This window comes from Vulgatibacter incomptus (assembly GCF_001263175.1).
Classification (GTDB): Bacteria; Myxococcota; Myxococcia; order Myxococcales; family Vulgatibacteraceae; genus Vulgatibacter; species Vulgatibacter incomptus.
The window spans coordinates 3921971-3934172 of record NZ_CP012332.1; the positions used below are offsets into that span (position 1 = coordinate 3921971).

The 12202-nt window shown below is 70.5% G+C and carries 12 protein-coding genes; 6 read left to right on the forward strand and 6 right to left on the reverse strand.

What is annotated here, in order from left to right:
- Positions 1 to 3 precede the first annotated feature (3 nt).
- Genes ccoN through hemN form a run of 6 tightly spaced genes read left to right on the forward strand, consistent with a single transcriptional unit; the run spans position 4 to position 6025 of the window.
- A complete protein-coding gene (ccoN, locus tag AKJ08_RS16480; protein WP_050727067.1) occupies positions 4 to 2310 on the forward strand; it encodes a cytochrome-c oxidase, cbb3-type subunit I in 2307 nt (768 codons plus the stop codon).
- Positions 2310 to 2489, forward strand: a complete 180-nt coding sequence (locus AKJ08_RS16485) for a CcoQ/FixQ family Cbb3-type cytochrome c oxidase assembly chaperone (RefSeq protein ID WP_050727068.1) — start codon at positions 2310 to 2312, stop codon at positions 2487 to 2489. Before ccoN ends, AKJ08_RS16485 begins: the two co-directional genes overlap by 1 nt.
- Positions 2486 to 3055: a cbb3-type cytochrome c oxidase N-terminal domain-containing protein gene (locus AKJ08_RS16490; protein WP_050727069.1), complete on the forward strand. Its 570-nt coding sequence runs from the start codon at positions 2486 to 2488 to the stop codon at positions 3053 to 3055. Before AKJ08_RS16485 ends, AKJ08_RS16490 begins: the two co-directional genes overlap by 4 nt.
- A gap of 3 nt (positions 3056 to 3058) precedes the next feature.
- Complete coding sequence (gene ccoG, locus AKJ08_RS16495; protein ID WP_050727070.1) at positions 3059 to 4510, forward strand: cytochrome c oxidase accessory protein CcoG; 1452 nt, start codon at positions 3059 to 3061, stop codon at positions 4508 to 4510.
- Positions 4507 to 4638, forward strand: coding sequence for a hypothetical protein (locus AKJ08_RS20690; protein ID WP_276202177.1), 132 nt, complete (start codon positions 4507 to 4509; stop codon positions 4636 to 4638). Before ccoG ends, AKJ08_RS20690 begins: the two co-directional genes overlap by 4 nt.
- The gene (gene hemN / locus AKJ08_RS16500; protein WP_050727071.1) at positions 4628 to 6025 is read left to right on the forward strand and encodes an oxygen-independent coproporphyrinogen III oxidase; all 1398 of its coding nucleotides are present in this window, start codon (positions 4628 to 4630) and stop codon (positions 6023 to 6025) included. The genes AKJ08_RS20690 and hemN overlap by 11 nt, the downstream gene beginning before the upstream one ends.
- A gap of 43 nt (positions 6026 to 6068) precedes the next feature.
- On the opposite strand, the gene AKJ08_RS16505 is transcribed toward hemN, so the two are convergent.
- From AKJ08_RS16505 to AKJ08_RS16530, 6 genes are all read right to left on the reverse strand, one after another.
- Entirely contained in the window at positions 6069 to 6341 is a 273-nt protein-coding gene (locus tag AKJ08_RS16505; RefSeq protein WP_050727072.1) for a hypothetical protein, read from the reverse strand.
- Positions 6338 to 6712: a flagellar export chaperone FliS gene (gene fliS, locus AKJ08_RS16510; protein ID WP_050727073.1), complete on the reverse strand. Its 375-nt coding sequence runs from the start codon at positions 6710 to 6712 to the stop codon at positions 6338 to 6340. The genes AKJ08_RS16505 and fliS overlap by 4 nt, the downstream gene beginning before the upstream one ends.
- A complete protein-coding gene (gene fliD / locus AKJ08_RS16515) occupies positions 6709 to 8070 on the reverse strand; it encodes a flagellar filament capping protein FliD (RefSeq protein WP_050727074.1) in 1362 nt (453 codons plus the stop codon). The genes fliS and fliD overlap by 4 nt, the downstream gene beginning before the upstream one ends.
- Positions 8071 to 8142: 72 nt before the next feature.
- The gene (locus AKJ08_RS16520) at positions 8143 to 9015 is read right to left on the reverse strand and encodes a flagellin N-terminal helical domain-containing protein (RefSeq protein ID WP_050727075.1); all 873 of its coding nucleotides are present in this window, start codon (positions 9013 to 9015) and stop codon (positions 8143 to 8145) included.
- A 68-nt stretch (positions 9016 to 9083) separates the two neighbouring features.
- Positions 9084 to 11249, reverse strand: coding sequence for a hypothetical protein (locus AKJ08_RS16525; RefSeq protein ID WP_050727076.1), 2166 nt, complete (start codon positions 11247 to 11249; stop codon positions 9084 to 9086).
- Between the two features lie 68 nt (positions 11250 to 11317).
- A complete protein-coding gene (locus AKJ08_RS16530) occupies positions 11318 to 12184 on the reverse strand; it encodes a flagellin N-terminal helical domain-containing protein (RefSeq protein ID WP_050727077.1) in 867 nt (288 codons plus the stop codon).
- Positions 12185 to 12202 lie beyond the last annotated feature (18 nt).

Below are 12202 nucleotides of genomic sequence, written 5' to 3' on the forward strand. Positions count from 1 at the left end.
AACGTGGAAGAGAGACACATCGTATACAACGACGGAGTGGTGAGGCAGTTCACCTGGGCCGCCATCCTCTGGGGCATCGTCGGCATGGCCGTCGGGGCTCTCGTCGCCACCCAGCTCGCCTGGTGGCAGGCGAACTTCGACATCCCCTGGCTGACCTTCTCGCGACTGCGCCCGCTGCACACGAACGCGGTGATCTTCGCCTTCGTGGGCAACATGATGTTCGCCGGCATCTACTACTCGACCCAGCGCCTGGTGAAGGCGCGGCTGGCCTCCGATCTCCTCTCCAGGATCCACTTCTGGGGCTGGCAGGCGATCATCGTCGCCGCGGCGATCACGCTGCCCCTGGGCTACTCGCAGTCGAAGGAGTACGCGGAGCTCGAGTGGCCCATCGACATCGCCATCGCGGTCGTATGGGTGATCTTCGCGATCAACTTCTTCTGGACCCTGGCGAAGCGCACCGAGAAGAACCTCTACGTCGCGATCTGGTTCTACATCGCCACGATCGTCACCGTGGCGGTGCTCCACATCGTCAACAACCTCGCGCTCCCGCTCGGCGCCCTCAAGAGCTACTCGATCTTCGGCGGGGTCCAGGACGCGCTGGTGCAATGGTGGTACGGCCACAACGCGGTGGCGTTCTTCCTCACCACGCCGATCCTCGGGATCATGTACTACTTCCTCCCCAAGGCCGCCGGGAGGCCGGTGTACTCGTACCGCCTCTCGATCGTGCACTTCTGGGCCCTGGTATTCGTATACATCTGGGCCGGCCCCCACCACCTGCTCTACACCTCGCTGCCCGACTGGGCGCAGTCGCTGGGCATGGTCTTCAGCGTGATGCTCTGGGCGCCGTCGTGGGGCGGCATGCTCAACGGCCTGCTCACGCTCCGCGGCGCCTGGGACAAGCTTCGCACCGACCCGGTGATCAAGTTCCTGATCGCGGGCGTGACCTTCTACGGCATGGCCACGTTCGAGGGGCCGCTGCTCTCGATCAAGAGCGTCTCGGCGCTGGGTCACTACACCGACTGGATCATCGGCCACGTCCACGGCGCCGCCCTCGGCTGGAACGGCTTCATGGCCGCGGGCATGTTCTACTGGCTCGTGCCCAGGCTCTACGGCACGAAGCTCCACTCGACCCGGGCCGCCGACGCCCACTTCTGGATCGGGACCGCCGGCATCCTCCTCTACGTCGTGGCGATGTGGGTCTCGGGGATCAGCCAGGGCCTGATGTGGCGGGCGTTCAACCCCGACGGCACGCTGCTCTACCCGGACTTCGTCGAGACGCTCCTCGCCATCCGGCCGCTCTACATCGTGCGCCTGGTGGGTGGCTCGCTCTACCTGGGCGGCTTCGTCCTCATGGGCTGGAACCTCGTGATGACGGCGCGCGCCGGCGCCGCGGTGAACGGCGAGGCGAAGGTGGTGGTGGAGACGCGGCCCGCGCCTCCGGTCTCGAGCTGGGGCCTCGTCGCGAGCCGGCCCGTGTTCTACGTGGTCGGGCTCTTCGCCCTGGCGGTGGTCTTCGCCCTCGGCAACGTCTTCGTGGCGGTGGCGGCCCTCGCCGGGATCGCGGTGGTCGGCCTCTTCGCGCTCTTCTCGCGCCGCGACCCTTCCAGCCCGGGCTGGCACGGGCTCCTCGAGGGCCGGTCGCTGCTGTTCACGGTGCTCACGCTGGTCGCGATCCTCATCGGCGGCGTGGCGGAGATCCTCCCGACCGTGCTGGTGGAGGACTCGGTGCCGCGCAACGGCACGGCCCGCCCCTACACGCCGCTCGAGCTCGCCGGCCGGGACATCTACGTGAAGGAGGGCTGCTACAACTGCCACTCGCAGCAGATCCGCCCCTTCCGCTCGGAGAAGCTGCGCTACGGCGACCCGTCGACCATCGACGAGTCGATCTACGACCACCCGTTCCAGTGGGGCAGCAAGCGCACCGGCCCGGACCTCGCCCGCGTCGGTGGCAAGTACCCGAACCTCTGGCACTACACCCACATGCTCGACCCGCGGGCGACCAGCCCCGGCTCGAACATGCCCAACTACCCGTGGCTCGCCGTGCGGCCCGTCCCCGTGCGCGAGGCGCCCGACAAGCTTCGCGTGATGCAGCGCCTCGGCGTCCCGTACACGGACCAGGACGTGGATCTCGCCGAGACCCGCTACCGCGAGCAGGCGGAGGCGATCAGCGCGGACCTCGCGAAGTCCGGTGTCGACCTGCAGTGGGATCGCGAGCTCACCGCGGTGATCGCCTACCTGCAGCGGCTGGGCAAGACGCCGCCCGCTCCCGCACAGGGCAAGGACCTCACGGCGACGAAGGAGGTGCAGTGATGTACCAGGAGTTCTATCGAAACAGCGCGCTCCTCCACCTGCCGCTCGTGGCGCTCCTGCTCTTCCTGGCGGTCTTCGTGGGCACGCTGGCGTGGCTCTTCGTCTTCCAGCGCAAGAGCCCCCGCTTCGACCGCCTCGCCGACCTCCCCCTCGAGCTGGACGAAAGGCCCCGGAAATGAGCCACATCACGAACGAGCCGGCCGACACGGGCCACGACTACGACGGCATCCGCGAGTACGACAACCGGCTGCCGAACTGGTGGCTCGCGACCCTGTTCATCACGATCGTCTTCGCCTTCGGTTATTGGATGTATTACCACGTGCTCGGCTCCGGGCCGCTGCAGATGGCGGAGTACCACGCGGAGATGGACGCCGCGTCGGCGAAGGCCGCGACCCTGGCCGCGAGCCGGGGTGAGGCCACCGACGAGAGCCTCCTCGCCTTCTCGAAGGATCCGGCGGTCACCGCCGCCGGCGCGGCGGTCTTCGGGCAGTCCTGCTCGGCCTGCCACGGGGCGAGCGGGGAGGGCGGCATCGGCCCCAACCTCACGGACGACCACTGGATCCACGGCGGAAAGCCCACGGAGATCCTGAAGGTGATCCGCGAGGGCGTCGCGGCGAAGGGCATGCCTTCGTGGGGCCCGATGCTCGGCGCGGAGAAGACCGAGCAGCTCGCGGCCTTCGTGGTCTCGCTGAAGGGCAAGAACGTCCCGGGCAAGGGCCCCGAGGGCGAGCTGGTCCAGGACTGAATCATGGCGACACGCGAGAAGCCGAGCCTCCAGCGCCTCTCCTCGATCCACAAGGACGGATCGAGGAACCACGTGCACCCCGCCGACGTGAAGGGTCGATTCGTGCGCAGGCGCACGGTGGCCTACGCCGCGCTGATCGCGATCTACCTGGCGCTCCCCTTCGTGCGGATCGGGGGAGCGCCGGCGGTCTTCCTCGACGTGGCCGGGAGGCGCTTCTTCCTCTTCGGCGCCACCTTCAACGCCCAGGACTTCTGGCTGGTGGTCTTCCTGCTGGCGGCCATCGGCTTCTCGCTCCTCTTCTTCACCGCCTGGCTGGGCCGCGTCTGGTGCGGCTGGGCCTGCCCGCAGACCGTCTTCCTCGAAGGGGTCTACCGCCGCATCGAGCGGTGGATCGAGGGCCCCCGCGAGGCGCGGATCCGCCTCGCTTCGGCGCCGTGGAGCCCCGGCAAGATCGCCCGCAAGGTGCTGAAGCACGCGGCCTTCGTGGTCGTCTCGCTCCTGCTCTCCCACGCCTTCCTGAGCTTCTTCGTCTCCCTCGGCTCCCTCGTCGAGATCGTCCAGCGGGATCCGCGGGAGAACCCGGCGGCCTTCCTCTGGACCATGGCCGTCGCCGGCGCGCTCTACTTCAACTTCGCCTGGTTCCGGGAGCAGCTCTGCATCGTGATCTGCCCCTACGGCCGGCTCCAGTCCGCCATGCAGGACGACCACAGCCTGGTCATCGGCTACGACGTGGGGCGGGGCGAGCCGCGCGGGAAGATCCGGCGGGAGGAGCGCCACCCGCTCCCGGTGGTCTCGGGAGAGCCGCTCCCGAAGGCTCCGGCGGAGAAGGGTGACTGCGTCGACTGCAACCGCTGCGTCGTGGTCTGCCCCACCGGGATCGACATCCGCGACGGCCTCCAGCTCGAGTGCATCGGATGCGCACAGTGCGTGGACGCCTGCGACGACGTGATGATCAAGATCGGCAGGCCCACCGGGCTCATCCGCTACGACTCGCAGGCCGGCCTCACGGGGCAGCCGAAACGCACCTTCCGGCCTCGTCTCGTGGCCTACGGCGCGCTCCTCCTGGTGGCCTGCACCTCCCTCGCCCTGGGCCTCTCCCGCCGCACGCCCTTCGAGGCGAACCTCCTCCGGGTCCGGGGCGCGCCCTTCGTCCTCACGGACGACGCCGTGCGCAACCAGTTCGAGCTCCACCTGGTGAACAAGAACCCCGGGCCGACCGACCTCATGGTGGAGGTCTCGGCCCCGTTGGAAGCGAGCTTCACGCTGCCCCACCACAAGGTGCACCTCGAGTCCCTGGAGAGCTTCCGCTTGCCGATCTTCGTGAGCGTCCCGCGCGAAGGCTTCCCCGGCGCCTTCGAGGTCCGGATCGACGTGGAGGACGGCGCCTCCGGCAAGCGCAGGGCGATCGAGGCGCGCTTCCTTGGGCCCGCCCCGTCGCATAAGGAAGGCACATGAAACGGTTCCTCGCCGATCGACCCTGGCTCTTCGTGGTCGTGCTCCTCGCGATCTTCGTCGCCGCCAACCTCGCCGTTCTCGTCGCTGCCCAGCTCTCGCACGGGCCGGATGTGATCCATGCTCCCTGAAAACCGGATGGCCGAGCTCGTCGCACGCCACGACAAGCCGGGACCCCGCTACACCAGCTACCCCACCGTGCCGGCGTGGACCGACGCCTTCGGCCCCGACGACTTCGCGGCCAAGCTCGAGGAGGCCGGCGCCGCGGGCGACGAGCTCCCGCTCTCGCTCTACGTGCACCTCCCGTTCTGCCGGGAGCTCTGCACCTACTGCGGCTGCAACGTCGTCATCTCCAGCAATCGCGACAAACACGAAGAGTACGTCGAGGTGGTGCGGGCCGAGCTCGACCTGGCGGCCGATCGCCTCGGGCGCCGCAACCGGCTCCTGCAGCTCCACTACGGCGGCGGCACGCCCACGAGCCTCGACGAGGCCCTCCTCGTGCGCCTCTGGGACAAGATCACGGAGCGCTTCGAGGTGCGGCGCGACGCCGAGGTGGCCATCGAGGTCGATCCGGTGGTCACGAGCCGTGAACAGCTCGCGCTCCTCCGCGGCATGGGCTTCAACCGGCTGTCGCTAGGGGTGCAGGACTTCACACCCGAGGTGCAGAGGGCGGTGAACCGGCTCCAGACCGTGGAGGAGACGGAGAAGCTGGTCGAGTACGCGCGGAAGCTCGGCTACCGGGGCATCAACTTCGACCTGATCTACGGTTTGCCGCACCAGCGGATGGAGACCTTCGCGCGCTCGATCGAGGAGGTGATCCGCCTGGCGCCCGACCGGGTGGCGATCTTCTCCTACGCACACGTTCCGGATCTTCGGCCCCATCAGCGCAAGATCGACGAGGGGACGCTCCCGGCAGGGCCCGAGAAGCTCGCGCTCTTCCAGCACGCGCGGGAGCGGCTCCTCGCCGAGGGCTACGTGGCGATCGGCATGGATCACTTCGCGCGGAAGGACGACGAGCTCGCGCTGGCCCAGGCCGAGCGACGCCTCTCGCGGAGCTTCCAGGGCTACACCGTGAGGCCCGCGCCGGACATCGTCGCGGTCGGAGCCACGGCCATCTCGGACCTGCGGGGCTCGTACGCGCAGAACGTGCGGCCGCTGGGCGCTTACTACGAGGCGATCCGCGCCGGCCGCTTCGCTACCGAGAAGGGCGCGTGGCTCGAGCGGGACGACCTCCTGCGCCGGGACGCGATCACGCAGCTCATGTGCAACTTCCACCTCGACCTGGGCGCCCTCGGCGAGAAGCACGGCGTGGACGCAGCGCGGGAGCTCTCGAGCTCCCTCGAGGCGCTTCGGCCCCTCGAGGAGGATGGCCTCGTCCGCCGGCTCCCTGGTGCGGTGGAGGTGACGCCGGACGGACAGCCCTTCGTGCGCGCGGCGGCGATGGCCTTCGACGCGTGGCTCGGGCGGCTGCCTCCGACCCGCAAGGGAAAGCTGCCGGTCTTCTCTCGGACGATCTGAAGGCCGAGCCCAGCGCTGGGTCGAACGCCGGGCGCTTCGACCGTCAGCGGGCGTAGGCCGCGTGGGCGCGGCTCGATGCGCCGGCGCGCTCCAGCTCGAGGCGCAGCTCGTCCCGGAGGGGCTGCGCGGCCTCGATGCAGGCGGAGACCAGCGCCGAGGCTTCGGCGACCCGGTCGGCCGGGATCGAACTGCCGCTGGCCTGGAGGGCCTCACAGTGCTCCCAGGCCAGGGAGGCGAAGTGCGAGGCCTCGAGGGCGTCGCCCCGTGCGAGCGCGGCCCTCGTGGCCTCCAGCGTCTCCGCCAGTTCGTGCGTCATCGCGCGCGTACCTGGGCCACCGCCTGCCCGAAGGCGTCGGCGATGGGAGCGAGGGTCTCCTCCGCCTCCCGAGCGTAGGCCGGATCGCCGGAGGAGATGGCGCGGGTGAGCCGCGTGGCCACGTAGACGTAGAGGGCGGAGAGCTGTTCGCAGATCTCGGGGGCGCGGTCGTGATCGAGGGAGCCACGGAGCTCGAGGACGATCTCGCTCGCCCGCTCGAGGGCGTCGGCGGCCTTGCCGCGCTGCCCCTGCTCCAGCTCGGCGGCGCCGCGGCGGATCCGCGCGAGGGCGCCCTCGAAGAGCAGGAGCATGATCCGCTCCGGATCGGCGGTCTGGGCCTGGGTGCGGTTGTAGATCGCGGCGGCGTTCATTTCTTCTCCCGGGCCTTCTCGAGCGCGTCGAGGTAGTTCTTCGTGTTGCCGAGCTTGGAGAGGGTCTCTTCGAGGGCGGTGAAGCGGCGCATCAGGCCTTCCCGGAACTTCTCGATGTGCGCCTGCTTGGCCTCGACGTCCTCGTCCATCCGCTTGATCGTGGCCTCGAGGCCGGACTTCCGGTCGACGAGGAGGCCGTCCTTGCTGTTGGTGTAGCGCTTGACCAGGGCCTGGATCGCCGAGTCGAGGCCGTTCTCGCCCCGGAAGAGGCGATCGAGCGCGGAGGGATCGCGGGCGAGCGCCTCGTCCATCGCGGCGCCGTCGACCGAGAGGAGGCCGTCGCGTCCGAGGGCGATGCCGGCCTCGGAGAGGGTCTTCAGGCCGCCGCCCGGGATGAGCATGGAGAGGAGGCCCTGGAGGTCCATCTCCAGGTTCCTGGCGACGGAGTCGCCCGAGAGCGGCCCGGCGGCGAGCTCGGTCGCGTAGGTCTGCCTGCGGACCATCGACGCGATCGCGTTGTAGGCGTCGACGAAGGCCTGTACCCGGCTGCGCGTCCCGTCGCGATCGTCCTGGAGGGACAGCGTCTCGGGGGCGGAGCTCTGCGCCTTGAGCTCGAGGCGCACGCCAGGGAGCAGATCGTCGATCCGGTTGCTCGTGCGCTCGATCGCGAGGTCGTCGAGGGTGAAGCGGGCGTTCTGTGCGGAGGCGCGGACCTCCACGTTCGCCGTGGGATCGTCGGGGTCGTCGCCGAAGAGCGCGGCGCCGGTGGATCCGGTGAGGGTCTGGCGGATCACCAAGGCCGAGTCGGGAGCGGCGTCGATCGGGTGGCCCGAATCCCGGTTCGAGATCGAGAGGTGGGCCCGCCTGCCATCGAAGATCACCGTCGCGGACACGGGCGCGCCGGAGGCCGCGATGGCGGCGGCGACGTCGGCGAGGGTCGCGCCCTCGGCGATGTCGACGCCGAAGCTCTGGCCCTGCACCTCGAGGTCGAGACGGCCCGCGCGAACCTTTGCGTCCGCGTCGGCGAAGGTGGCGGACGTGGTCCGCGCCACGGTGGCCAGGGATTGGACCGCGATGGAGTAGTTGCCGGGAGACGCGCCGGTGGTCGCGGTGGCCGTGAACGCGCTGTTGGTGCTGGCGACCTTCACTGAGCGGACCCCGTCTCGGGCCATCGAGTGGGTCGTGTTTCCGAAGGTGGAGAGTCGCGAGAGGAGATCGCCGAAGGCGGAGACCTGGACCTTCAGCGCCGACTTGCGCTGCTGGATCAGCGCGATCGGCCGCGACTCCAGCGAGACCATCTTGTCGATGATGAGCTGCGAGTCGATCCCGGAGATCAGCCCGCCGACGAAGTTCGCCATCTCGCCTCGGTCCTTGTGCGAAGGGGCCGGGAGGAGCGTTCATCCTCCTCCCGGCGGGTTCAGCGAAACGCTTTAGCCGAGGAGCTTCAGCGCCATCTGCGGCATCTGGTTCGCCTGGGCGAGGACGGAGACGCCGGCCTGCATGAGGATCTGCGCCTTCGTCATCTCGGCGGTCTCGGCGGCAACGTCGGCGTCGCGGATCCGGCTCTCGGAGGCCGAGAGGTTCTCCGCGGTGACGTTGATGTTCTCGATGGCGTGATCGAGGCGGTTCTGGGCGGCGCCGAGGGTCGCACGCATGTCGCTGACCGAGTTGATCGCGGCCTTGATCCCGTCGATGAGCGCGGACGCGTCGTCGGCGGTTGCTCCGGAGTCCGGATCCGTCGGGTCGAAGTCGGCGGCGGCGTCGAGGAGGTCCTGGATGGCGTCGTCCAGGTCGGAGGCGAACTCATCCATCTTGATGCTCTTGAAGTCGACGCCCAGCTTGTCGTCCTTGCCGGTGCCGATCTGGAACTCGATCGTCTTGTCCTCGCCGAGCATCTTCACGCCGTTGAAGTTCACGCGATCGGCGATGGAGGTGATTTCGGCCCGAAGGTCGCCGACCTCCTTCGCGATCAGGCCGCGGTTTTCGTTGGAGAGCGTGGCGTTCGACGCCTGCAGCGCGAGCGTGTTCATGCGCTGCAGCATCGAGTGGACTTCCTGGAGCGCGCCTTCGGCCGTCTGGATGAAGGAGATGCCATCCTGCGCGTTGCGCGAGGCCTGGTTGAGGCCCGAGATCTGCGAGCGGAGCACCTCGCTGATGGCGAGGCCGGCGGCGTCGTCGCCCGCCTTGGTGATCCGGTAGCCCGAGGAGAGCTTGGCGAGGCTGGTGTTGAGGGTGTTCTGGGTGGAGTAGAGGTTTCGCTGGGCGTTCAGCGAGCCCACGTTGGTACGGATGCTCATCGTCATGGGAAGGATCTCCTTGCGGCACGCGAGGGGCGCCGCCTCCCCTCTCTTCGGTACGGACCCGCGGACGGTTAAGGGCGGATCATCCGGCGCATGTGGAGCAGCAGCCGGCGCAGCACCACCGAGCGGGCGTAGAGGAGCTCGAGGCCCGATGCCGGCGCTCCGCGGAGCCGGACGTCGAAGGCGTGGAAGCGCATCGCCGGAAAGGAGGTCGTCGGCCAGACGGAGAGCAGCGCCGTAGCCGCTCCTGCCCACCGGAGCGCGCCGCCCCTGCCGAAGCGCTCGCCGAGCAGCGTGAGACGGAGGTCATGGAGGAGCTCGCCCTCGACGCCGACGGCGACGGGTTCGGTCTCTGGAGGCGCCGCGGTCATCGCGCGCCTCGCGCCGGAGACGCGCACGGTAAGGACCGTGGGCTCCCGTGCGCTCCGTAGGAGCTCGCGCGCTTCGGCGAGGTGCGCCTCGAGGCGGGAGGGGTGGACCTCCTCACGGACGCGGAAGCCGCGCGAGTCGGCGTAGATCAGCGTCGCCAGGGGTGCGCCGTCGTCGAGGACGAGGCAGTCGACGGTGCCGCGTGGCGGGAGCCCCACGTGGCCGCCGGCGGCGCCCAGGTCGGGTGCCTCCGGATCCGGGACGTAGCGGCGGGGCCTCGAGAGGAAGGCTCGCAGCCCGTATCGCCGGGGCGTGCCGCCGTGGCGGAGGAGCACGCTGCCGCCCACTTCGGCGGCGAGGGGCGTCTCCGCTCCTGCCCTCGCGGCGAGGCGGGCGAGCCGCGACGCGGCCGGCTCCGCGGTCGCGTCCTCGGCGAGGATCTCGACCTGCCTGCCGCTGCTGGCGTCGGCGATCACGCGGCGCACCGCTTCTCCGGCGAGGAGGCGGCGCGCGGTGGGGCGGTGCTTCGGGGAGAGGGCGACGGCGAGAGGATTGCGCAGGCTGTTGCGGCGTCGCGGGCCGCGGTTGAGGGGATCGAGCGGCGGTCCTTCGAAGGCGTGGACGCCGATCGAGAGCAGGAAGGTGCGGCGCTGTACGGCGCGCTCGAGCCGGCGGGCGATCCCGGGCCAGGGCGGGTCGAGGCGCGGCGCGAGGCTGCCGTCCGCACGTCCCAGGATCGCGAGCCCGCGGACGAGGGCGGTCTCGAGGGGGCCCGCCGCCTCGCCGCCGCCGAGCTCGATCAGCTCCTCGAGGCCGAGGCGGCCGCTCCCGGCGGCGGCGACGTCGAAGGCCGTCTCGAGGAAGGCGGGGAGCCCCCTCGGCGTGAGGAACGCGCGGCGAAAGCGCTCCCGGAGCCCGCGGCTCCCGGCGAGAGGGTGGCGCCGGACCGCCCCGGCAGCCGTCACGGTGAGCGAGCGACCGAGTGTGACGATGGATCTCACATCGTCATGGCCGTCGGCCGATCCGCCGACGGTCGGCATGCTCCAGTCGGCGAATGATCGAGCATCGGAGCTGCCCGCACCCACTAGGGCCTGAATGCGTGACTCCGCCGGGCTGGCATCGAGCCACCTCGCGGCGGCCCTTCGGCTGGCCGGCACCGATCCGGCGAGCCGCACCGCCTCGAGGGGGAGCATGCCGGCGAGCGTCCAGCGGGACACCCAGACCGCGCAGAAGAGCTCGGGATCGGAGAGGGTCGCCGCGGATTTTCCTGGCCCGCGGGAGCGCAGGAGCGCCATCGGCGACGACGTGGACGCGCCCGCCTGGAGCATCATCAACGACGCCGCCACGAGCCGCGACGGCGCGTGGTCGATGAGGGCCGCGATCGCGTCGGCGGAGTCCACCGTCAGCGAGTCGAAGGAATCGCCCGGAAGCCCGCCGGCGAGGAGGCCGCCGAAGAGCAGCAACCTCAAGGCGAAGAGCTCGCCGTCCAGCGACGGCTCGGCGATGCGGATGGTCGCCGCCACGCCGTTGCGCTGCATCAGGCCCTGTGCGTATCGGCACCGCTGCCGGACGGCCTCCAGCTCGTGCTGGCGGGCGTCGGGGATCGGCAGGACCACGAGCTCGACGCCTCCCTGCACGGGGAAGGCGACGAGAGAGCGAATCGTCCGCCTCGCGCGCTGGGTGCCGGTGGGCGCCGGGAGTCCGAACGTGCGACCGATGGCGATCCACGAGCGCCGCGCCGAGTGGCCCTCCACGCCGGGAGGCTCGCCGCGCAGCTCGGGGGTCGGATAGCTCGCGTGGAAGAGGGACGGCAGGAGGCGCAGCATGCGCCTGCCGCGCAGGGGCATGCCGGCGAGGATCCGCCGCATCCGCCAACGGAGGAGCGCCCGGACCGGGCGCGGGTCTGCAGCGCGCGATCCCTCATGAACGGCCGCCCTCACCTCAGCTTGTCGAGGAGGGAGAGGCGGAAGCTCTGTGCGGCGACGGTGAGGGCCGCGTCGAGCGCGTGCTGGGCGAGGGCGAGGCGGCTCGCGGCGTCGATGGGATCGGCGTCGGCCATGCGGCCCACGTCGATCGTCGCGGCGCTCTCGCCCGCCTTCGCGGCGTCGACCGAGGACGCGAGCACGTTCATCAGGCCGCCGGCGCTGGCGCGTCCCGACGCGACCTGCGCGATCGCCTTCGGATAGTCGTCGAGGCCGGCGCGGATCGCCGGGACGTCGTCGGCCGCCAGGGCCGCGGCGAGGTCGCGGAGCACGGCGAAGACGTCGATGCCTCCGGCGGTGCCGTTCACCACCTGATCGGCGCGGATCGAGGTGTCGAGGAAGATGCCGGGGGCGACCTCGAGGGAGCGGACGCCCGTGTCTCCGACGAAGTTGCCGTCGACGTCCCAGGCCGGCGACGCGCTCTGATCGCCCGCGAAGACGTAGCGGTTGCCGACCTTCACGTTCAACGCGGCGGCGGCGCCGCGGATCATCGCCTCGACCTCGAGGCCCGCGGCCCTGCGGCCCTCGGCGGAGGCGGAGTCGTTGGACGCCTGGATGGCGATCTGCTGGGCGCGGACGAGGATCGTCCCCAGCTCGCCGAGGGCGGCGTCCGCCTGGCCCAGCTCGTCCAGGGCCCGCTCGCCGTTGCGGGCGATGGAGGCGAAGCGCTCCGCCTGGGCCTTGCCCATCACGACGCCGCCGGAGGCCACGGCGTCGTCGCTCGGATGGAAGATCCGGGCGCCGGACGCAGACTCCCGGGCCGCGCGCTCCACTTGCTCGGCTGCGCGGCCCGTGGTGGTGAGGCCGCGCTCGAAGATCATTCGTTCGGTCACGCGCAC